The following is a 21,041-nucleotide window of genomic DNA, read 5'->3' as shown; positions in this document are numbered from 1 at the left end:
TATCCCCATGGGCAAACAGAATTTGAGGTGTCGGACTATACAAAAAAGCTCCCGATAAACGGGAGCTTTCCAGACATCTCTTGCGGGTACATTTAGCCCGGGTTGGAGCTGACGCCCACTTGCGCGGGGCGCAGCAAGCGGTCGTGCAGCATGAAGCCTTGGGCAGAGACCTGAATGATGTCACCCGCTTTGGTGTTAGGGACAGGCGCTTCAAACATAGCTTCGTGCACGTTGGGATCAAACTTGTCGCCCACTTCTGGCGAAATCACTTCGATGCCGTGTTTGGAGAAGGTTTTCAGCAGCTCGCGCATGGTGAGCTCGATGCCTTCGATCAGCGCCGCTGAGGCTTCTTTCTGCTCGTCGGTGATGGTCTCAACCGCGCGCTTCATGTTGTCAAACACCGGCAGCATGTCGCGGGCCAGTTTGGAGCCACCGTATTGCTCCGCATCCCGGCGGGCTTTGTCGCCGCGTTTGCGGGCGTTTTCCGCATCCGCCAGCGCGCGCATCCAGCGGTCTTTCAACTCGTCGCGTTCGGCACGCAGCTCATCCAGCTCAACAGCTTCATCTTCGAGTTCGTCCAAGCTGGCAGCAAATTCTTCTGCTTCAGCATCTGCGATGTCGTCCAGAAACTCGTTGTCTTTCGGCTCAGCCATAATCCACCTCTAACCGCGGTCGGTGATGAGTTTACCGACCAGTTGTGCCGTGTAATCCACGATCGGCACGATGCGTCCATAGTTCAGGCGCTTGGGTCCAATGACCCCAACAGCACCCACGATCTTTCGATCAGCGTTCATATAGGGAGACACCACCAAAGAGGAACCCGAAAGTGAAAAAAGTTTGTTCTCAGAGCCAATAAAAATGCGCACGCCGTCACCCTGTTCAGCCAATTCGAGAAAATCAGCAATGTCTCGTTTACGTTCGAGGTCATCAAACAACGTGCGGATGCGTTCAAGGTCCTGCTCTTCCTCATCGGTGCCGAGCAGATTCGAGCGGCCACGCACGATCAGACGTTCCTGTTGGCCACCTTCGTTGGCCCATAGGGCTAGGCCGTTTTCCACAAGATCGGCAGCAAGACTGTCGATTTCCTGACGGCGTTTTGTGATCTCCTCCTGCACCGCTTTGCCCAGATCACTCAACGTGCGGCCTTCGGCAACGGCGTTGAGGAAATTGGCCGCCTCACGCATGGAGCTTGGGGTTTGACCAGGCGGCGGGGTGAACAGACGGTTTTCCACATGGCCGTCAGCAAAGACCAGCACCACCAGCGCGCGGTCCGCACCAAGGCTGACAAACTCGATGTGTTTGATTGGTGCTTCGTGTTTTGGGGCCAGGACAAGAGAAGCGCCTTGAGTCACGCCAGACAGCGCGGTGGAAACACGGTCAAGCATGTTAGAGACATCGCCATCCGCGTCGCCCATGGTGGCGTCGATTTTCTTGCGGTCACCTTGATCCAGGTCGCCCACCTCAAGCAGACCATCGACAAACATACGCAGCCCTTGTTGCGTTGGTACGCGACCGGCAGATACATGTGGGCTGTCCAGAAGGCCGAGAAACTCCAGGTCCTGCATCACGTTGCGAATGGTCGCAGCGCTGACTTTTTCTGACAAAGTACGGGTCAACGTGCGGCTGCCCACTGGATCGCCGGTCTCCAAATAGCCTTCGACCACGCGGCGAAACACCTCGCGGCTGCGGTCATTCATTTCTGCGAGAATTTTGCTGCTGTCTGTCATTCGCCCGTGCCTTTGCGTCCTTAATAAAATAGCCTCAAAGGCAAAGGTCAATCGGGGTTGCGTCCAACCTTATCCCGCGGTTATCCCCAGCCCAAACCCAGAAAAGGATATTTGCCATGCGCCCTTCCGGCCGTCAGCTTAACGAAATGCGTGAAGTCTCGATTGAAACCAATGTGACCAAACACGCCGAAGGCTCCTGTTTGATCAAGATGGGCGACACCCATGTGCTGTGTACCGCCTCTTTGGAAGCGCGTGTACCGCCATTTATCAAAGGTTCCGGCCTGGGTTGGGTGACCGCGGAATATGGCATGCTGCCACGCTCTACCTCTTCCCGTATGCGCCGTGAGGCGACCGCCGGTAAGCAAGGTGGCCGCACCGTGGAAATTCAGCGTTTGATTGGTCGCTCCCTGCGCGCCGGTGTGGACCGTGTTGCTTTGGGTGAACGCCAGATCACCGTGGACTGTGATGTGATCCAGGCCGATGGCGGCACCCGCTGTGCCTCCATCACCGGCGGCTGGGTGGCGCTGCGCCTGGCGGTGAACAAGTTGATGAAGGCTGGCGATGTTGTCACCGATCCGCTGATTTCCCCGGTGGCCGCCGTGTCTTGCGGTATTTACGCTGGTCAGCCGGTTCTGGATCTGGACTATCCGGAAGACAGTGAAGCGGGCGTGGACGGCAACTTCATCATGCTGGCCAATGGTCAGATGATCGAAACACAGATGTCGGCCGAAGGCTCCACTTACTCCCGCGCGCAGATGAACGAATTGCTCGATCTGGCGGAAAAAGGCGTGGCCGAGCTGGTTGCCGCACAAGAGGCAGCCACGGCATGACCCGCAAGTTTGAAGGCGACCAGCTTCTGGTCGCCACCCACAACGCCGGCAAATTGGCCGAGATCACCGAGATCCTCGCGCCACATGGCGTGTCGGTGGTTGGGGCGGGCGACATGGATTTGCCGGAGCCGGAAGAAACCGAAGACAGTTTTGTGGGCAATGCCCGCATCAAGGCCCATGCGGCGGCCAAGGCAACTGGCCTCCCTGCCCTATCAGATGACAGCGGCATCACCATCGATGCGCTGGACGGCGCGCCGGGGGTGTACACCGCAGATTGGGCCGAAACCGGCAATGGCCGCGACTTCATGAAAGCTATGACCCGCGCCAATGACGAAATCACCGCCAAAGGGCCTGATGCAACCCGGTCTGCGCAATTCCGCTGCACGCTGGTTCTCGCCTGGCCTGATGGACATGACGAGGTGTTTGAGGGCGTGATGGCCGGCGATCTTGTCTGGCCCATCCGCGGCGAAGGTGGGTTTGGCTACGATCCGATGTTTATGCCGGACGGCTATGACGTGACTTGCGCCGAAATGCCCAAAGAGGAAAAGAACCAAATCAGCCACCGTGGACGGGCGCTCAAAGCCTTTGTGGAAGGCTGTTTTGGCTGAGGATTGGCAAAACGGGGGCTTTGGCCTGTATATTCATTGGCCATTTTGTCAGGCCAAATGCCCCTATTGCGATTTCAACAGCCATGTGAGCCGCGAAATCGATCAATCCCGCTGGCTTAGAGCCTATTTGAGCGAGTTGGATCGCGTTGCCAAGCAAACTTCTGGGCGGGTTTTGAACACAGTTTTCTTTGGCGGTGGCACGCCAAGCCTGATGGACCCGGACGTGGTTGCCGCCATTCTGGAGCGGGTGCGGCAGCTTTGGCCAACATCAAACGACATGGAAATCACCCTGGAGGCGAACCCTGGATCGGTGGAGGCTGGCCGTTTTGCCGCCTATCGAGACGGTGGTGTGAACCGGATTTCCATGGGCATTCAAGCGCTGAATGATCGAGACTTGCAGCGTCTAGGCCGTATTCATTCAGTTGATGAAGCTAAACAGGCCTTTGATATTGCGCGAAAAACCTTTGAGCGGGTGAGCTTTGATCTGATCTATGCCCGACAGGATCAAACGCTGGACGATTGGCGAAGCGAGTTGCGCGAAGCGCTGTCCATGGCGATTGATCACCTGTCGCTTTATCAACTGACCATTGAACAGGGCACAGCCTTTGGCGATCGATACAACCGAGGGAAACTGCGTGGATTGCCGGAGGATGATCTGGCCGCAGATATGTATGAAGTCACCCAAGACATCTGTGCCGACGCCGGCATGTTGCCTTATGAGGTGTCAAATTACGCTGCAATAGGCTCTGAATCCCGTCACAATCAGATCTATTGGCGCTATGGCGACTATGCCGGAATTGGGCCGGGCGCACATGCGCGGTTGACGCTCAATGGTCAACGTCACGCGATTGAAACCTGGCGAAATCCAAGCAAATGGTTGGAAGAAGCCGAGGCGGGAAATGGCGAAAACCTGAAAGAGGCCATTGGCCAAGAGGATCAGGCTGCCGAGTTTTTGATGATGGGCCTACGCTTGAGTGAAGGCGTCGATTTGAAGCGATATGAGGCCCTTGCCGGAAAACCCATCGAAGGCGCACGTGTCGCAACCTTGCAAGACATTGGGATGATCGAAATTGAGAAATCCCGGCTGCGTGTCTTGCCGCAGGGACGCATGGTGCTTAACTCGGTTCTGTCGGAATTGTTGGTGGACTAAATGCGCGTTATCTGGCTGATCTGTGGACTGACCTGTGTCGCGCTTGCCTTGATCGGCGTGATCTTACCACTTTTGCCCACAGTGCCGTTCCTGTTATTGGCCGCCTTCTGTTTTGCACGGTCATCCGAACGGCTGCACAATTGGCTTCTGTCTCACAAAACCTTCGGACCGATGATCGAAGACTGGAACAGCAACGGTGCCATCCGCCCTTCGGCCAAAAGGGCAGCAACGCTGTCCATTGTGCTGGTTTTTGGGATTTCGTTGCTTGTTGGCGTCAAAACCACCGTTTTGGTCATTCAAATGGTGGTTTTGAGCGCGGTACTTTTTTTCATCTGGACGCGGCCTAATTCGTAGCCGTCAAAATCCGACACAACTCATCCAACTCATCAAGCGTTTGATAAGTAATGGTAATTTTTCCGTTTTCGCCACCGGTAACGTGATCCACCGCAACTTTCATGCCCAAATTCGCCGAAAGATCGCCTTCTAGCGCGACTGTGTCGGCGTCCTTATGGGTCTTTGGTCGAGATTTTTTAGTTTGCTCGACGAGAGAGCCTGCTTTTTTCGCAAGTTTTTCGGTCTGTCGCACCGACAAACCATCCTTCACCACTTTGCGCGCCAACTCCGACGCATTGTCCGTGGTGACCAGAGCGCGGGCATGCCCAGCCGACAGGTGACCTTCGCGCAACATGACCTGCACGTCATCCGGCAGGTTGAGAAGACGCATCAGGTTGGCAATGTGGCTCCGGCTTTTGCCAAGTGCTTCCGAAACCTTTTCCTGCGTATGGCCAAATTTCTGCATCAGTTGACGATAACCCATCGCTTCCTCGACAGGGTTCAGGTCGGCGCGCTGAATGTTCTCAATGATCGCAATTTCGAGCACTTCGGTGTCATCGTAGTCGCGCACAATAATGGGCAGCTCATGTAGCTGCGCCATCTGAGAGGCGCGCCACCGACGCTCGCCCGCGACAATTTCATACCGATCGCCAGATTTCTTCCGCACGATCAGCGGCTGAATCACACCTTTCTCGCGGATGGAGTTGGACAAGTCTTCCAATTGCTCCGGCGTAAAATCTCGGCGCGGCTGATCCGGGTTGGGCTCAATGCGTTCGATTGGCACCACAAGATCGGCGCGACGGGGCGCAGATCCGGTTTCCTGACGCGTTGTGTCTTCCGTCACATCTGCCATCAAGGCGCTCAGACCGCGGCCCAGGCCACGTTGCTTTTTCTTATCGGCCATGCTGACTCTCCTTTACGCGGCGACTTGGAAGTTTTTGGCGAGTAGTTCTTTGGCCAACGCACGATAGGCCTCAGCCCCCTTGGAGGTTGGATCATATTCCAGAACCGGCTGTGCAAACGACGGCGCCTCGGACACGCGCACATTACGTGGAATTTTGGTTTCGAACACCAGATCACCGAGGTTGTCCCGCGCATCTTGTTCTACCTGTTGAGACAAGTTGTTGCGCGCATCAAACATGGTTAACACAATGCCCTCGATCCGCAGCCCTGCATTTGCGGTCTGTCGGACTTCGCGCACAGTCAACATGAGCTGGGAAAGACCCTCCAACGCAAAAAACTCGCTTTGCAGCGGGATCAAAACTGAGTTGGCCGCAATCATCGCGTTCACGGTCAGAAGGTTCAGAGACGGCGGACAATCAATCAGGATGTAGTCCAGATCATATTTGTCCATGGCGGTTTGACGGAGAGCGTCATGCAAAAGAAAGCTGCGCTTTTCGTTGGACATCAACTCAATGTCCGCTGAGCTCAAGTCCACTGTTGCTGGTACAATCGACATATTGCCGGATTCTGTGGTCTGGATTACCTCGTCCAACTCCACATCTCCGGTCAAAAGATCATAGGTGGTGTGCGTGCGATCCTCGACCTCAACACCCAGGCCCGTCGACGCGTTCCCTTGAGGGTCAAGATCGACGAGAAGAACCTTACAGCCCTCTTCGACCAAAGCTGCGGCAAGGTTGATAGCTGTTGTAGTTTTGCCCACGCCACCTTTTTGGTTGGCCACTGCGATGATTTTGGGCCCTTTAGGGCGTGTGGGATCCGACACGTTTGAGCTCTCCAATCTTCAGAATGACCGCTTCTGGGTCCGTGATACTTTTTACCACTTCGCAATCAAATGACCACGATTCCTGCGCGGATTTGAGCTCTTTTTGCCAACGTGCGCCTTTTGGGAACACTGCGGTTCCGGATGCCGTCAAATGACGCTCCGCGAATTCGCACAGCAAGGACAAGTCCGCAAGGGCGCGGGCCGACAAAACATCCGCATTCTGAGGCGCAGCTTTCTCGATGCGGTCTGTAATAACAGTTCCAGAAACACCGGTTTCGCGCAAAACCGTGCGCAGAAAGGCGCATTTGCGCTGGTCGCTTTCAATCAGCGTTACCTTTTGTGGCGCTTCAGGTTCGGTTGTCATCAAAGCAATGACAAGGCCAGGAAAGCCGCCTCCACTGCCAATATCCACCCAATGGGTGGCGTTAGGTGGCGCGCTGCGTAGGACTTGAACGGAATCCAGGATGTGACGCGTCCAAAGATCATCGATTGTCGACTTAGAAACCAAGTTTATGCGCGGGTTCCACTTCACCAGAAGATCCGCGAGTGTTTCAAGTCGGGTCAATGTTTCACGTGAAACATTCAGCTTGGTTTGAATGTGATCTGGGCAGGACATTAAGCAGAATTCGCCTTCTTGGCTTGGCGCAGTTTGGCGAGCAGCAAGGTCAGTGCAGCTGGAGTCATTCCATCAATACGACCCGCCTGCCCCAAGTTGGATGGACGCACGGCATTCAGCTTTGCTTTCAACTCATTGCTAAGACCTTCGATAACGTCAAAATCAAAGTCAATTGGAATGATCTGTGTCTCGTCGCGACGCATCGCTTCGACATCCCGTTTCTGTCGCTCAATGTAGTTGGCATAAAGCGCATCCCGATCAAGTTGTTCCTGGATCTCGGGCTCGATTTCTCCAAAGCGTTCATCCAGGGCCGTCAGTTCAGAAAATCCGACTTCCGGAAAGGCCAAGACTTGAAACGCGGTACGACGATTTCCGTCCTGGTTTACTGCAATTCCGGCGGCGTTGATTTCCTTTGGCGTGTAGCCTTTTTCTTCCAGAAGAGATTTTCCGGACGCCAGTTTCTCTGCCTTCTTTCCAAAGGCCGCCTTACGTGCCTCACCAATCAATCCCAATTTTTCGCCAATGGGTGTTAGGCGTTGATCAGCGTTATCGGCCCGCAGAGACAGACGGAATTCCGCGCGCGAGGTGAACATACGATACGGTTCCGTCACACCCCGAGTGATGAGATCATCCACCATCACGCCAATATAGCTGTCAGATCGGCTGAAATGATGTGGGTCTTTGCCTAGACTGGAAAGAGCGGCGTTCAGACCTGCAACAAGACCTTGGGCCGCAGCTTCCTCGTAACCAGTGGTGCCATTGATCTGACCCGCCAAGAAGAGCCCTGGCACGCCCTTCACCGCAAGCGCGGCATCCAGCGCACGCGGATCGACATAATCATACTCAATGGCATAGCCCGGTTGCAGAATCTCCACTTCCTCAAGGCCGTAGATCGAGCGCACATAGGCTTCCTGCACATCCAACGGCAGAGAGGTGGAAATTCCATTAGGGTAGACGGTGTCGTCATCCAAGCCTTCCGGCTCCAGAAAGACCTGATGAGAGTCCTTATCCGCGAAGCGCACAATTTTGTCTTCAATTGACGGGCAATAGCGCGGCCCTACACCCTCGATATGGCCGCCATACATGGCGGAGCGATCCAAGTTGTCGCGAATGATGTCGTGAGTCTTGGCGTTGGTATGGGTGATGCCACAAGCGATCTGACGGGCAGACGGCTTCTTGTTCAAGAAAGAGAACATCACCGGCTCTTCATCGCCGGGCTGGCTGTCGAGCAAATCCCACTTAATGGTTTTGCCATCTAGCCGAGGCGGTGTGCCAGTTTTTAGGCGCCCCAAAGGCAGTTCAAAGCTGTCAATGCGTTCGGCAAGCTTGACGGATGCGTTGTCACCCATGCGGCCACCAGAATGAGAGACATCACCAATGTGGATGACACCTCGCAGGAACGTGCCTGTGGTGAGAACAACCGAATGCGCAGAGATCTCCGATCCATCGGCAAGCACAACACCCCGCACCGCTTGGCCGTCCATGCGGAAATCAATGGCTTCGCCTTCAATCACGGCGAGATTGGGTGTGGCCTCGATTTCGGCCAGCATTTCCGTGCGGTAGATTTTTCGATCCGATTGGGCGCGCGGGCCCTGGACTGCTGGGCCCTTGCGTCGGTTGAGCAAGCGAAACTGGATACCTGCCTTGTCAGCAATACGCCCCATGACGCCATCAAGCGCGTCGACCTCTCGCACGAGGTGACCTTTTCCCAATCCCCCAATCGCGGGGTTACAGGACATGACGCCTATGCCGGACTTCTTCAGGGTCACAAGCGCAGTCGAGGCGCCCAAGCGCGCGGAGGCCGCAGCAGCGTCTGCACCGGCGTGACCGCCTCCAACAACAATGACGTCAAAATGTTTCACGTGAAACACTCCTCAAATTTGAATCACTTTCCGATGCAAAAGCTCGAAAAGATCTCGTCCAGCAGGTTCTCTACGTCGACATGGCCGACGATGGAATCAAGAGCACGAATCGCGGTTCGCAGCTCTTCAGCACCGATATCATAGTGATCCGGCCCCAAAGCGAGAACGGCGCGGGCCGCGTCCAAGGATTCCGAAGCCCGCTTCATCGCGATGCGATGACGTTCGCGCGTCGCGACGCCTGACCGCCCCGCCTGCTTAGACAACTTGTCAGTTATCTCGGCCACAACTTCCGACACACCAAACCCGGTTTTGCCAGAAATCGCATTCTGCGGATTGGAGAGCGTGTCCGCCTTGGCAGATCGGATTACATCGTTTGGAAGTGGTGCGAAGTCTGGTTCTTCGCCTTCCGACTTAAGGAAGACCCGAAGATCAGCCGCCTCGGCCCGTTCGCGGGCGCGTTGGATGCCGATACCTTCAACGTGGTCGTTGGTTTCGCGGAGGCCTGCTGTATCCAAAAGCGTGACGGGCAATCCGTTCAGCTCCATGCGCACCTCGATAACATCGCGGGTTGTCCCAGCGTATTCCGAAGTAATTGCAGCTTCCCGACCAGCCAATGCGTTGAGGAGCGTGGATTTTCCAACATTAGGCGCGCCAAGAATGGCAACCTCAAACCCCGTGCGGATGCGCTCTGCAGTGTCGACGCCAGCGATTTCTCTATCGAGTTCGGCGCGAACGCCTGTTAGAAGTTCCGTGACTTCCGGGGTCACATCAACCGGTACATCTTCGTCGGCAAAATCAATGGTGGCTTCGATCAAAGCGGCAGCGCGGATCAGATCCGTGCGCCATTTACCGGCCAGGTTGCCCAGGTCTCCAGACAGAACGCGCAAAGCCTGCCGGCGCTGCGCTTCGGTTTCCGCATCGATGAGATCGGCAAGGCCTTCGACCTGCGCCAAATCGAGACAGCCATTTTCCAGCGCCCGGCGGGTGAACTCCCCTGCTTCAGCCAAACGCAAACCTTCCATTTCGGACAGTTCGCGCAGAACTGCATTCACGACGGCAGTGGAGCCATGCAAGTGCAGTTCCAGAACTTCTTCGCCGGTGAAGCTGCTGCCTTTCTCAAAGTAGAGCACCAAAGCCTGATCCAGTCGGCGGCCTTCGCGATCTTTCAGCAATTTCAGCGCCGCAAAACGCGGTTTTGGCAGATCACCGAAAAGCGCCCTGCCCGCCTCAGACACGCGCGTACCGGACACACGAACGACAGCGACCCCCGCTTTACCGGGGGCCGTTGCAAGAGCGAAAATTGTGTCAGCCACATAGGCCATCACAGCATCCTTAGGTGTTCATCGAGTCAAAGAACTCGCCATTGGTTTTGGTTTGCTTGAGTTTGCCAAGCAGGAACTCCACAGCATCGGTGGTGCCCATCGGGTTGAGGATGCGACGCAGCACAAAGGTCTTCGCGAGATCACCTTTATCGACCAACAGGTCCTCTTTCCGGGTGCCCGATTTGAGAATGTCGATCGCCGGGAAGACACGTTTGTCCGCCACTTTGCGGTCCAGCACGATCTCAGAGTTACCGGTGCCTTTGAATTCTTCGAAGATCACCTCGTCCATGCGCGAACCGGTGTCGATCAGCGCGGTGGAGATGATGGTGAGCGAGCCGCCCTCTTCGATGTTACGGGCCGCACCAAAGAAACGCTTGGGGCGTTGCAGCGCGTTGGCATCGACACCACCGGTCAGAACTTTACCGGACGATGGCACCACGGTGTTGAAGGCACGGCCAAGTCTTGTGATTGAGTCCAGAAGAATCACAACATCTCGTTTATGTTCAACCAGACGCTTGGCTTTTTCGATCACCATTTCGGAGACCGCGACGTGGCGTGTGGCCGGTTCGTCAAAAGTCGAGGAAATCACCTCACCTTTCACGGACCGCTGCATGTCGGTCACCTCTTCCGGGCGTTCGTCGATCAGCAGAACGATCAGGTAACACTCCGGGTGGTTGGCCTCGATGCTATGCGCGATATTTTGCAGCAGCACGGTTTTACCGGTGCGTGGCGGCGCAACGATCAGGGAACGCTGCCCCTTACCAATTGGCGCAACAAGGTCGATCACACGAGCGGAACGGTCTTTGATGGTGGGATCTTCGATCTCCATCTTCAGTCGCTCATCCGGGTAGAGCGGCGTGAGGTTATCAAAGGCAATCTTGTGCTTGGCCTTCTCTGGCGCCTCAAAATTGATCTGAGACACCCCCGTGAGGGCAAAGTAGCGCTCGTTGTCCCCTGGAGCCGTCATGACGCCATTCACGGTGTCACCGGTGCGCAGGGAGTACTTACGGATCATCTCCGGGGAGACGTAGATGTCATCGGGACCCGGCAAGTAGTTGGCCTCCGGCGAGCGCAGGAAGCCGAAGCCGTCCTGGAGCACCTCAAGCACACCATCGCCGGAGATTTCCCATCCATCATCTGCGCGTTCCCGCAGAATTTGGAACATCATCTCACCTTTGCGCATGGTGGAGGCGTTTTCGATCTCTAGCTCTTCGGCCATCGCCAAGAGATCTTTTGGGCTTTTGGCTTTCAACGTGCCAAGAGCAAGCTTTTCTTGTGTCATGAAAATATCCTGTGCTGCCCAGGTGAAGGGCAGTTCATGTACTCTGTATTTGGAAGACACTTAGCCCGGACGGGCCAGTTGGCGGCTTTTCTAAGCCACTTTCTTTGCCTGAGTCAAACGATTCAGAATTTCACCACGACAGAGACCACGATCAGAACCATCAAAACCGTCGGAACTTCGTTCATCATGCGGTACTGGCGACCTGTGAGTGTGTTTTCATTACGGCCAAACTTCTTGCGCATGATCATCAGCCAATGATCAAACACAGTCATAGAGATGACGCCAAAGGCTTTGGTGTAAGGCCAGATCGCGGACCAGTCGACAACACCAGGTGTGAAGACAAGCGTCAGACCGGCGGCCCAGGCAACTATGCTTGCAGGCGCCATGATATAGCGCTGAAGCTTGTACTCCATAATCTTCAGGGTTTCATCGAGTTGATCCCCCTTCTCTGCCCGCTCTGCGTGATACACAAACAAACGAGGAAGGTAAAAAATACCTGCCATCCAGCTGATCACTGCGATGATGTGAAGCGAGAGTACGTATGGGTAAATGTCGACGAGAAAGTAACTCATGCCGGTTTGTTCCTGAACGAAGCCCGACCCTCTCTATAATAAATAAATATATATAGAAAAGGATGATGATTAAGTAGGGACGCCCAATCCTGTGGATTATCAATTTCCCCTATGACTTACCCACATCTGAACTCTTTGCTCTGATCTGTATCAACATCTGGTGAGAAAGTTAAAAGGTCTTAATGATTTCAGTGCTTTGAAAGAAATATGACAGGGGCGTGACTGTGGATAAGCGGGTGGAGAAACAGGTATGCGGGTGATTCCTCCCACAGGCAAAGTTTTCCCCGTCCACCGTGCAGAAAATCGGGGGATTTCCGTGAGACGGCGGGGAGTTTCCCCAGCTTGCAAAACCCCACAGAAATTTCCAGAAAGGACTCTCAAGAAGTTCCTTCCCTTCTCCACGGATTTATCCACATGACCGCACCCCTGATCCTTGCTTCGGGCTCTGAGATACGGGCTCAGCTCCTATCTAAAGCCAATGTTGGTTACGAAACCGTTAAGCCGCGCGTAGATGAAGAGATGATCAAGCGATCTTTGCAGGTGGAGGGGGCCACGCCGCGGGATGTGGCGGACGCTTTGGCGGAGTCAAAAGCACGAAAAGTGAGTTTGAAGCGGCCAGAGGCGCTGGTTTTGGGCTGTGACCAGGTGTTGGACTTTCAAGGCACGATCTTTTCAAAGCCGGACAGCGTGGATGATGCGCGCAATCAGTTGCTGTTGCTGCGTGGGCAGCGTCATATGTTGCTGTCTGCAGCGGTGATTTATCAGAACGGGGAGCCGCTCTGGCGTCATGTGGGTGTTGTGCGGTTATTCATGCGGCAATTCAGCAACGACTTTCTTGAGGGCTATCTGGATCGTAACTTTGACAGCATCCGCCATTCGGTTGGCGGGTATAAGTTGGAAGAAGAAGGCGTGCGGCTGTTTGAAAAGATCGACGGGGATTATTTCACCGTCCTTGGCATGCCGCTTGTAGAAATTCTGTCGTTTCTGACGACACGGGGAGAACTGCCACAATGACTTTACCGTCCATTCCTTTGGCGGGTGTGATCGGGAACCCGATTGCGCACTCAAAATCACCGGTCCTGCATGGGCATTGGCTGAAGACGTATGACATTGCCGGACATTATGTGCCGCTGGAGGTCGAGGCCGATGCTTTGGGTGATGTTTTGAAGGCGATGCCAAAGATGGGGTTTGTCGGTTGTAACGTGACGATCCCGCATAAAGAGCGGGTGATGCAGTTTGTGGACCAGATCACGGATCGTGCAACGTTGATAGGCGCGGTGAACACGCTGATCTTTCTCAACGATGGCAGTATTCTGGGCGACAACACAGATGGCTACGGATTCATTGAAAACCTGCGCCAGGGTGCGCCAGAGTGGGATGCCTCAGCAGGTCCAGCTGTTGTGCTGGGTGCAGGTGGTGCCGCGCGGGCGGTTGTGGCGTCTTTACTGGATGCCGGGGCGCCAGAGATTTTGCTGACCAACCGCACACGTGTTCGCGCGGACAAACTGCGAGAAGATTTTGGGGCGCGGGTGAAGGTGGTTGAGTGGGTGCAGGCGGGCAACATTCTGGAAGAAGGCGCCACGCTGGTGAACACCACGTCTCTTGGCATGACCGGAAAATCAGAGCTGCGCGTGCCGATGGATGGCTTGCGCAAAGAAACGGTGGTGACTGATCTGGTGTATACTCCACTGACCACGAATTTCCTGCGTACGGCCAATGAGATTGGCTGTGTGACCGTGGATGGTTTGGGTATGTTGTTGCATCAAGCGGTTCCGGGCTTTGAACGCTGGTTTGGTCGCCGCCCTGTGGTGGATGATGAAACCCGGCGCGTGGTTCTGGGATGAGCTTTAAGCTTGGCCTGACTGGTTCGATTGGCATGGGCAAATCGACCACGGCGCAGATGTTTGTCGATCTTGGCTGTGCGCTTTGGGATGCGGATGCGGCGGTGCATCGGCTTTATGATGTGGGCGGCGCGGCGGTTGCGCCGATGCAGGCAAAATTTCCGGAGGCTGTGGTTGCCGGCGCTGTGTCTCGCGACAAACTCAAAGAAGTGATCGGGCGCGACCCTTCGGCGCTCAAAATGATTGAAGAAATTGTGCACCCTTTGGTAGCGCAGGACCGTGTCGCCTTCATCGCCTCCGCCACGGCCGACATTCTGGTTTTTGACATTCCGTTGCTGTTTGAAACCGGCGGCAACGAAGCAATGGATGCAGTTGTATGTGTCTCTATTCCACCTGAATTGCAGCGGGATCGCGTATTGGCACGGCGCACGATGAGTGAAGCGCAATTTGAACAGATCCACACCAAACAGATGCCAAATGATGAGAAAGTCGCCCGCTCGGACTATGTTGTGACCACGGACACACTTGACCATGCGCGCCGGCAGGTGGAGAAGATTGTGACCACCATCAGGGGACAGTTGGCCAATGCGTGAAATCGTACTCGATACGGAAACCACAGGGTTTGATCCGTTCTCTGGCGACCGGATTGTCGAGATCGGGGCGTTGGAATTGTACAACCACCTGCCCACGGGTGAGACGTTTCACGTATATATCAACCCCTTGCGGAACATGCCGGAAGAGGCTTTTGGCGTGCACGGGATTGGGCCGGATTTGCTCGACGTGCCACGGGATGCACAGCCGGGTGAGGTGACGCTGAAAGACAAAAAGGTCTTTGAGGCCCATGGGCAGGCGTTTCTGGATTTCATTGGAAATGACAGCAAACTGGTCATTCACAACGCGAAATTCGACATGAAGTTCCTGAATGCGGAGCTGAGCTGGATGAACCTGCCGGAAATCCCGATGGATCGGGCGGTGGATACGCTGGCCATGGCACGCACCAAGTTCCCTGGCTCGCCCGCCACATTGGACGCTTTGTGCCGTCGCTATGGCATCGACAACTCCTCGCGGACGTTGCATGGAGCGTTGTTGGACTCCGAAATCCTCGCGGAAGTGTATCTGGAGCTGATTGGCGGAAGACAGCCGGACCTGGTTTTGGCCTCCGGCGGCGGTGGAAAGACCAAATCGGTGCAAGTGGATGATTGGCGTCCCACGAAACGGGCAACACCCCTGCCCTCTCGTCTGACCGAAGAGGAAGCCTCAGCGCATAAAGAGTTTGTCGAGACGATGGGCGACAATGCGCTTTGGACCAAACTGGGATAACCAACAAAAAAGGCGCCGCCCGCAAAGGCAGCGCCTGAAATCTTGGCAGTGGTTCGCTTAGTTGGCGACCGGCTGCTCTGCGGTCTGCTGTTCTTGCGCGCGGCGCTGAAGCTCCGAGCGGTACAGGGCTACGAAGTCGATGGTTTCCAGGTTCAGTGGCGGGAAGCCACCGTCGCGGGTCACGTCAGACACAATGCGGCGCACAAATGGGAACAGCATGCGTGGGCATTCGATCAACAGGAATGGGTGCAACTGGTCTTCTGGCACACCTTCCACGTGGAACACACCGGCGTAGTCCAGTTCCAGAATGAACATCTCGGCGCCGTCTTCTTTGTTCTTGGCGGTGATGTTCAGCTTCATGGCCACTTCGAACTGATGATCTGCGGTGCGCTTTTTCGCATCGAGGTTCACCTGAACCTGAACGTCAGGCTGCGGGTTACCGGCAGAGCCTTTCTGAGCCAGGATGTTTTCGAACGACATGTCGCGCACGAATTGGGTCAGTACGTTCATTTTCAGCTGCGGCGCTTGTGCTGCGCCGTTTTCGTTTTCCGCCATGGGAAGTCTCCAAAAGAATTCGTTTGCCCTGCTTTAACAGGTCAAATTACGGGTCTCAATGTTTTGTCCAACCGGATGGTTTATGCGTGGGGTTTTTGACGCTGTCCACCTGTGGGTGCGGGCTTTCTGGAGCGGGATCCACTTCGGAGAATTCACCGTCAATCACATCAGAACGTGCGGGGCGGTGGCCTTGCTTATCCGGACCTGAATGAAACGAGGTAGAGTGGGTGCTGCCCATGGTAAAGCTCTGAACCCGCACGCGTTTTCGGGCAAATTCAAACATGATTTTGCGGAAAGCTGGGGTCAGGAGGGCAAATCCAACGGCGTCTGTGAAGAAACCTGGAGTCAGCAGCAAAACACCGGCGATCAGGATCATGGCGCCGTGGGCCAAAGGCTCGGTTGGATCATTCAACTCATTGAAGGATTGCTGCACGTTTCCGATGGCGGTAAGCCCCTGAGAACGCACCAGATGTGTGCCAAGAATGGCTGTCAGCAGGACAATCGCCAGGGTCGGCCACAGGCCAATGGCGCCACCAACGCTGATGAACAGGGCAATTTCGATCATGGGGATCGCGATAAAGGCCAACAAGAGCCACATCTTAGCTTTACTCCATTGCTACATTTGGCGAGGTGGACTTGACCCCGCCCGTGACTTACATAAGTGCGAGAGAACAGTGTTTCCATGCCCAACATGAGGTTCAAATGAACTCCTCCCTAATTCAACTTCTGGTTCTTGCCGGTATTGCCGTGTTTCTGATCTTGCGTCTGCGCAGTGTTTTGGGGACTCGAGAGGGCTATGAAGAGCCACGTCAGGAAGGTGTTTCGCAGGCCCGTCGCAAGGGGCCGGACCTTGAAGTGATCGAAGGTGGACCGGATCAGGACATTCTGGATCACGCCGAAGAGGGCAGCGTGAATGCGCTGGCGCTGGCGAAGATGAAGTCGATGGAGCCGCAGTTTGGCGTGAACGACTTCCTTGGCGGTGCGCGTGGCGCGTATGAGATGATCCTGATGGCCTTTGAAAAAGGTGATCTAGCGAGCATCCAGCCGTTCTTGGGTGAAGAAGTCTATGAGAGCTTTGCTCATGTGGTGGAGATGCGCGCGGACAAAGGTCTGACCGTGGAAAGCGAATTTGTTGGGGTGCGTGAAATGGTGCTGCAGGCGGCGCATTTTGACGAGACCACGAAAGAAGGCGAAATCACCGTGCGCTATGTGGGTGAGCTGACTCATGTTGTGCGGGATAATGCCGGTGAGATTGTTGAGGGCAGCGAAAGCCAGATTAAGCGGCAGAAGGACGTTTGGACCTTTGCCCGCGTGATGGGATCGGACGATCCAAACTGGCAGCTTGTTGCCACGGGCGAATGATCCGGGCGTTTCGGGCGGCTTTGGCCGCGGTCTTTGTGATGGCCGGAGGGGCAGCCATGTCCGAAACACATATGAAAATCCTGTCGTTTGACGACCTGGACGGGTGGGCCGCGGATGATCACGAGGCCGCCCGTCAAGTTTTTCTGAATACCTGCGCAGATTTTGACGCGCCGGATTGGCAGACGCTTTGTGCGGCCGCAACCGGGATTGACGATGCACGTAAGTTTTTTGAGCTTTTGTTTCGGCCGGTTCTGATTGAGGAAAAAGACAAGTCGGCGCTGTTCACCGGTTACTTTGAGCCGGAATTGGACGGGTCTCTGACGCCAAGCGGGCGGTATCGGTTCCCTGTCTACAAAATGCCGCGTGAAGCTAAAGGTGGTCAGTGGCTGACCCGGCGCGAGATCGAGACCAGCGGTGCACTTCAAGGACGTGGGTTGGAGATTGCTTGGGTGGATGACAGCGTCGAGCTGTTTTTCCTGCAAATCCAAGGCTCGGGGCGTATTCGCCTGCCCAATGGGTCGTACATTCGTGTCGGCTACGGTGGAGCCAATGGCCACAAGTACCGCTCTGTTGGCGCGGAACTGGTGCGGCGCGGTGTGTATAATGCGCATCAAGTGAGTGCGCAGGTGATCAAGAATTGGGTGAAGCGCAATCCGGTGGATGGTGCGGAACTGCTGCGGCACAACGACAGCTTCGTGTTCTTCCGGGAAGTAAGCCGCGTGCCCGCGCACAAGGGCCCGTTGGGGGCGATGAACCGCTCGATCACGGCAATGCGGTCGGTGGCGGTGGACCCGAAGTTTACGCCTCTGGGCGCGCCGGTTTGGGTGGAAAAAGACGGTGCTGGACCTCTGCGGCGATTGATGATCGCCCAGGATACCGGATCGGCCATCAAGGGCGCGCAGCGAGCGGACATCTTTTTTGGCACCGGTGATGAAGCCGGTAAGGCGGCGGGAACGCTCAAAGATCCGGGCCGCATGGTGGTGCTTCTGCCCATTCAGCGGGCTTATGCGATGTTGCCGGAGTCGGTTCTGTGACACGGCGGAAATTGAGTGAGGAAGAGGTCACCCTCTGGCGGAAGGTGGCAGATACAGCTGAGCGACTGAATCCCGGTACAAGCGCGCATGAGTTGCCAAAACCCAAGCCAAAACCGATCAAGAAGCCAAGGCCACACCTCTCCCCTACCCTGCCGGATTTTGAAGTTGGCTCCAAAGCCAATGCCAGCCCGTCGATGCATGATCTGATGGGATCCGTGTCCGAACGCGTAGCGCGTCAGCCGGTTCAAATGGACAAGAAAGCCTTTGGCCGGATGAAGCGCGGGAAGCTGGTGCCTGAAGGCAAGATTGACCTGCACGGTATGACAGCAGATCAGGCGCATGGGGCTTTGACCGGTTTCATTATGCGCTCCCATGGTGAGGGCAAGCGGTTGGTGTTGGTGATCACCGGCAAGGGCAAAACCAAACGGGACGATGGGCCGATTCCAACCCGACGTGGCGTGCTCAAACATCAGGTGCCGCAGTGGTTTGCGCTGCCACCGATGAAGCAGTGTATTTTGCAGGTGGCAGAAGCCCATATCCGGCATGGCGGCACTGGAGCCTATTACGTTTATTTACGCCGCCGTTGAGTTTCGAGCGCGCGCGAAAGGCACCACCATCACGGCGCTGGCAATTGCAAAGCAGATGGCAAAGCCTTGCAGTTGCGATTGGTAGTTGATGCCTTGATCAATCATCCAACCGGACAGACCTGGACCCAAGGCAGACCCCAACACGCCAAAGGCGGCGACGGTGGCTTTGATGGCACCCAGATGCTGCGAGCCGAAAAACTCTGACCAGACCGACGCGGGCAAGGTTGCCATGCCGCCGCCCGCCATGCCCATGAGCACCACACCCACTGCCACCCAGCTGACGGTGGGGGCCCAGGCGTGGATGGTAAAGGCGGCGACCAGAGGCAGGAGGTAAAACGGCATGAGACGCGCGGCCCCAAGTTTGTCGATCAACCAGCCATAAACGATTGTTGATACGCCAAAAGACAGTGTTCCCAACGGAAACACCGCTACCAGAGAGAGGTGCGACCAGCCTTTGATCTCTGCAAAATAGGCTTGCTGAAAGAAAAACACCGTGGCGAAAGCGGGGAAGGCCATCATGGCGGGAATGGCGGATAGGAAGACTGGGTGCCGGATGGCCTCCCAGCGGGACCAGTTGCGCCCTTCCATGCCAAGCGCTTTTTCGTCTTTGGCAAGGCTTTGCGGTTCTCGCTCTTGCTGCAACAACAAGAAAATCACTGGTGCCATGGCAAGGCAAAGTAGGCCGGCCGCGAGCCAAATCCACTGCCAATGAAATTGCGTTTTGAGGCTTACAGCCGTGAGTGGCATGATAGCTTCGGCGCACATGAAACCCATGGTAGCAAACGCAAGCGCGCGCCCGCGCGATGCGGCAAACCAGCGGGCCATGGCCACGCCCGCGGTGTGTGTCAGCATGCCCTGCCCTGTCAGACGCAGCGCGACGATCACAAATGGCAGCACCCAGACCGAAGACAATTGCGACAGCGCGATGCAGGCAGTCGCCAAGAAGAGCAGCATAAGAGGACCAAGGATACGGACTCGGATCCGATCCGCCAACGTTCCCGCCCAAAGCATAATGACCGCAGACGTTCCCGTGCCTAGCATATAGATGGCACCCCAACCGCCGTGAGAGAGCTCAAAATGCGCGCGAATGTCGGCGGCGAAGGTGCCGATGAAGAAGGTTTGTCCGAAGCAGGACATAAACATCAGCATCGCGCCGGGGAGCAAGTAGCGGCCGTTTTGTTTGACGAAGGCGGTGGTAGAAATCATATGCCGCCACCAGGCCCAGCGACCTGAATGGCAATCGCCTCGTTGGAGACACGCACGCGCTCTGCCTGACGTAGCAAGAAATTTGGGTCGTCTGGCGCCAATAGTTCATCAAAGGTGCGTGCATCGCGCAGCAGGGCGATTAATGCCGGGCTTTCGGCAAAAGTCATGTGGTTGCTGCTGCCGTCTGCAAAGCTCGAAACGTCAAACACGATCACCGGGAGGTCTGCCAACACATCTGGGTTGGAGAGTTGTCCGAGCCTTTGAGAAGAGCGGTTTATGCGACTGGAGAGCCGCAGGGCGTTGTCTTCGGTTGAGGTCAAAATCACCGTGGAGGCCGGCAGGGCGTTAAAGGGCTCCAAGTTGCGCAAGAATAGGTCCACCGGCATGTCCGGAGAGATCAGAGCCAAGGCGTCGATGTTCCTGGCGGTCCATCCCGGCTCTTTGTGTTCGATCTGACGCAGGGTTTCGGTGATCAAAAACGTGCCAAGGGAATGGCCAACCAGCAGCAGGCGATCTGACTTGGATTTGGCGAGTTCACGCAGGGTGCGCTCCAGATCATCGCGTGAGTACAGCGCGCTTTCGCGGTCATGTGCGTAACCCAAAGGGCTGCCAGCGCTGGCCCAGGCGAAGTTCACCACGGTGCCGGGCAGATCAAAATCGTTTTGAAGTTGGGCGATCCGGAACAAGCTGTCCTGATAGGTGTTGTAGAACCCATGCACAAAGACCGTGACCTCCCGGTTGCGTCGGGCATTGCCCGCGAGGCTGGCGGAGACTTTCCTGGCGAGGTCAGGAAGCGAGGTAATGGGGGTCTCTTTGGCAATCACAAAGTGTTTTTCCGGGTCGGGGTTGGCCTTGAATGTGGGCGCTTCGCCTGATGTGTGGGACGGCGGGATAGAGACGGTTGTGTCCAGAAATGTCAGTTCACTATCGCGGGATGTTGCGAGATAGCCCTCGGCATTGCGCTGGCGGTTGGTGACCACAAAAATCTGGCGCGTATTGGGCGCGTTGAGCGCCTCTGGTTGGATGGGTGCGGTGATGCGATCCGCGCAAGCAGACAGTATCAAACAGGTGGCAATGAGGATGAGGGTACGCACAAAAAGTCCCGGCA

General features: G+C 55.8%; 24 protein-coding genes. 11 read left to right on the top strand and 13 right to left on the bottom strand.

Annotated elements, in window-relative coordinates:
• Window positions 1–92: 92 nt before the first annotated feature.
• Both SIB92_RS15485 and hrcA read right to left on the bottom strand, forming a co-directional pair.
• A complete protein-coding gene (locus SIB92_RS15485) occupies window positions 93–653 on the bottom strand; it encodes a nucleotide exchange factor GrpE (RefSeq protein WP_168591185.1) in 561 nt (186 codons plus the stop codon).
• A gap of 9 nt (window positions 654–662) precedes the next feature.
• Window positions 663–1,727, bottom strand: coding sequence for a heat-inducible transcriptional repressor HrcA (gene hrcA, locus SIB92_RS15480; protein ID WP_412552885.1), 1,065 nt, complete (start codon window positions 1,725–1,727; stop codon window positions 663–665).
• 116 nt (window positions 1,728–1,843) lie between these two features.
• On the opposite strand from hrcA, the gene rph reads away from it, so the two are divergent.
• The 4 genes from rph to SIB92_RS15460 are packed head-to-tail and all read left to right on the top strand — an operon-like array spanning window position 1,844 to window position 4,669.
• A complete protein-coding gene (gene rph / locus SIB92_RS15475) occupies window positions 1,844–2,557 on the top strand; it encodes a ribonuclease PH (RefSeq protein ID WP_412552884.1) in 714 nt (237 codons plus the stop codon).
• A complete protein-coding gene (gene rdgB / locus SIB92_RS15470) occupies window positions 2,554–3,165 on the top strand; it encodes an RdgB/HAM1 family non-canonical purine NTP pyrophosphatase (protein WP_412552883.1) in 612 nt (203 codons plus the stop codon). Before rph ends, rdgB begins: the two co-directional genes overlap by 4 nt.
• Window positions 3,158–4,315, top strand: a complete 1,158-nt coding sequence (gene hemW, locus SIB92_RS15465; protein WP_412552882.1) for a radical SAM family heme chaperone HemW — start codon at window positions 3,158–3,160, stop codon at window positions 4,313–4,315. Before rdgB ends, hemW begins: the two co-directional genes overlap by 8 nt.
• Entirely contained in the window at window positions 4,316–4,669 is a 354-nt protein-coding gene (locus SIB92_RS15460) for a YbaN family protein (RefSeq protein ID WP_412552881.1), read from the top strand.
• Here the strand turns inward: SIB92_RS15460 and SIB92_RS15455 are convergent.
• The 7 genes from SIB92_RS15455 to SIB92_RS15425 all read right to left on the bottom strand — a co-directional run bounded on the left by SIB92_RS15455 (window position 4,659) and on the right by SIB92_RS15425 (window position 12,028).
• A complete protein-coding gene (locus tag SIB92_RS15455; RefSeq protein ID WP_412552880.1) occupies window positions 4,659–5,552 on the bottom strand; it encodes a ParB/RepB/Spo0J family partition protein in 894 nt (297 codons plus the stop codon). The two genes, SIB92_RS15460 and SIB92_RS15455, sit on opposite strands and share 11 nt — an antisense overlap.
• A 12-nt stretch (window positions 5,553–5,564) precedes the next feature.
• On the bottom strand, window positions 5,565–6,374 hold the full coding sequence (locus SIB92_RS15450; RefSeq protein ID WP_412552879.1) for a ParA family protein: 810 nt from the start codon (window positions 6,372–6,374) through the stop codon (window positions 5,565–5,567).
• Window positions 6,352–6,990 carry a 16S rRNA (guanine(527)-N(7))-methyltransferase RsmG gene (rsmG, locus tag SIB92_RS15445; RefSeq protein WP_412552878.1) on the bottom strand — a complete coding sequence of 213 codons (639 nt, stop codon included), beginning with the start codon at window positions 6,988–6,990 and terminating at the stop codon, window positions 6,352–6,354. The genes SIB92_RS15450 and rsmG overlap by 23 nt, the downstream gene beginning before the upstream one ends.
• Window positions 6,990–8,852 (bottom strand): tRNA uridine-5-carboxymethylaminomethyl(34) synthesis enzyme MnmG, encoded by a 1,863-nt coding sequence (gene mnmG / locus SIB92_RS15440; RefSeq protein WP_412552877.1) that lies wholly within the window; start codon window positions 8,850–8,852, stop codon window positions 6,990–6,992. The genes rsmG and mnmG overlap by 1 nt, the downstream gene beginning before the upstream one ends.
• A gap of 23 nt (window positions 8,853–8,875) precedes the next feature.
• Window positions 8,876–10,174, bottom strand: coding sequence for a tRNA uridine-5-carboxymethylaminomethyl(34) synthesis GTPase MnmE (gene mnmE / locus SIB92_RS15435; RefSeq protein WP_412552876.1), 1,299 nt, complete (start codon window positions 10,172–10,174; stop codon window positions 8,876–8,878).
• 10 nt (window positions 10,175–10,184) lie between these two features.
• Window positions 10,185–11,456, bottom strand: a complete 1,272-nt coding sequence (gene rho, locus SIB92_RS15430) for a transcription termination factor Rho (RefSeq protein ID WP_294115281.1) — start codon at window positions 11,454–11,456, stop codon at window positions 10,185–10,187.
• A 122-nt stretch (window positions 11,457–11,578) separates the two neighbouring features.
• Window positions 11,579–12,028: a CopD family protein gene (locus SIB92_RS15425; RefSeq protein WP_412552875.1), complete on the bottom strand. Its 450-nt coding sequence runs from the start codon at window positions 12,026–12,028 to the stop codon at window positions 11,579–11,581.
• Window positions 12,029–12,442: 414 nt separating this feature from the next.
• Between SIB92_RS15425 and SIB92_RS15420 the strand changes: the two genes are divergently transcribed.
• From SIB92_RS15420 to dnaQ, 4 genes are read left to right on the top strand one after another with little or no spacing between them, the layout of a single operon-like run.
• Complete coding sequence (locus SIB92_RS15420; RefSeq protein WP_412552874.1) at window positions 12,443–13,042, top strand: Maf family protein; 600 nt, start codon at window positions 12,443–12,445, stop codon at window positions 13,040–13,042.
• Window positions 13,039–13,872, top strand: a complete 834-nt coding sequence (locus SIB92_RS15415) for a shikimate dehydrogenase (RefSeq protein WP_294115287.1) — start codon at window positions 13,039–13,041, stop codon at window positions 13,870–13,872. The genes SIB92_RS15420 and SIB92_RS15415 overlap by 4 nt, the downstream gene beginning before the upstream one ends.
• Window positions 13,869–14,462, top strand: coding sequence for a dephospho-CoA kinase (coaE, locus tag SIB92_RS15410; protein WP_412552873.1), 594 nt, complete (start codon window positions 13,869–13,871; stop codon window positions 14,460–14,462). The genes SIB92_RS15415 and coaE overlap by 4 nt, the downstream gene beginning before the upstream one ends.
• Complete coding sequence (gene dnaQ, locus SIB92_RS15405; protein ID WP_412552872.1) at window positions 14,455–15,189, top strand: DNA polymerase III subunit epsilon; 735 nt, start codon at window positions 14,455–14,457, stop codon at window positions 15,187–15,189. The genes coaE and dnaQ overlap by 8 nt, the downstream gene beginning before the upstream one ends.
• A gap of 57 nt (window positions 15,190–15,246) precedes the next feature.
• Here dnaQ and secB read toward each other — a convergent pair whose 3' ends face one another.
• Both secB and SIB92_RS15395 read right to left on the bottom strand, forming a co-directional pair.
• Window positions 15,247–15,744, bottom strand: coding sequence for a protein-export chaperone SecB (gene secB / locus SIB92_RS15400; RefSeq protein ID WP_412552871.1), 498 nt, complete (start codon window positions 15,742–15,744; stop codon window positions 15,247–15,249).
• 55 nt (window positions 15,745–15,799) lie between these two features.
• Window positions 15,800–16,342, bottom strand: coding sequence for an FxsA family protein (locus tag SIB92_RS15395; protein ID WP_412552870.1), 543 nt, complete (start codon window positions 16,340–16,342; stop codon window positions 15,800–15,802).
• A gap of 104 nt (window positions 16,343–16,446) precedes the next feature.
• Here SIB92_RS15395 and SIB92_RS15390 point away from each other — a divergent pair, with 104 nt between their 5' ends.
• The 3 genes from SIB92_RS15390 to SIB92_RS15380 are packed head-to-tail and all read left to right on the top strand — an operon-like array spanning window position 16,447 to window position 18,727.
• The gene (locus SIB92_RS15390) at window positions 16,447–17,106 is read left to right on the top strand and encodes a Tim44/TimA family putative adaptor protein (protein WP_168591204.1); all 660 of its coding nucleotides are present in this window, start codon (window positions 16,447–16,449) and stop codon (window positions 17,104–17,106) included.
• Window positions 17,103–18,140, top strand: coding sequence for a murein transglycosylase A (locus SIB92_RS15385; protein WP_412552869.1), 1,038 nt, complete (start codon window positions 17,103–17,105; stop codon window positions 18,138–18,140). The genes SIB92_RS15390 and SIB92_RS15385 overlap by 4 nt, the downstream gene beginning before the upstream one ends.
• Window positions 18,137–18,727 carry a Smr/MutS family protein gene (locus SIB92_RS15380; RefSeq protein ID WP_412552868.1) on the top strand — a complete coding sequence of 197 codons (591 nt, stop codon included), beginning with the start codon at window positions 18,137–18,139 and terminating at the stop codon, window positions 18,725–18,727. Before SIB92_RS15385 ends, SIB92_RS15380 begins: the two co-directional genes overlap by 4 nt.
• Here SIB92_RS15380 and SIB92_RS15375 read toward each other — a convergent pair.
• Both SIB92_RS15375 and SIB92_RS15370 read right to left on the bottom strand, forming a co-directional pair.
• Window positions 18,713–19,933 (bottom strand): MFS transporter, encoded by a 1,221-nt coding sequence (locus SIB92_RS15375; protein ID WP_412552867.1) that lies wholly within the window; start codon window positions 19,931–19,933, stop codon window positions 18,713–18,715. The two genes, SIB92_RS15380 and SIB92_RS15375, sit on opposite strands and share 15 nt — an antisense overlap.
• The gene (locus tag SIB92_RS15370) at window positions 19,930–21,027 is read right to left on the bottom strand and encodes an alpha/beta hydrolase (RefSeq protein WP_412552866.1); all 1,098 of its coding nucleotides are present in this window, start codon (window positions 21,025–21,027) and stop codon (window positions 19,930–19,932) included. Before SIB92_RS15370 ends, SIB92_RS15375 begins: the two co-directional genes overlap by 4 nt.
• Window positions 21,028–21,041: the final 14 nt, after the last annotated feature.

Origin of the sequence: Shimia sp. MIT1388, assembly GCF_047124445.1 — a bacterium.
Lineage (GTDB): Bacteria > Pseudomonadota > Alphaproteobacteria > Rhodobacterales > Rhodobacteraceae > Shimia.
The sequence above is the reverse complement of the archived record's forward strand: the minus strand, read 5'-3'. Positions and strand labels throughout refer to the sequence as shown.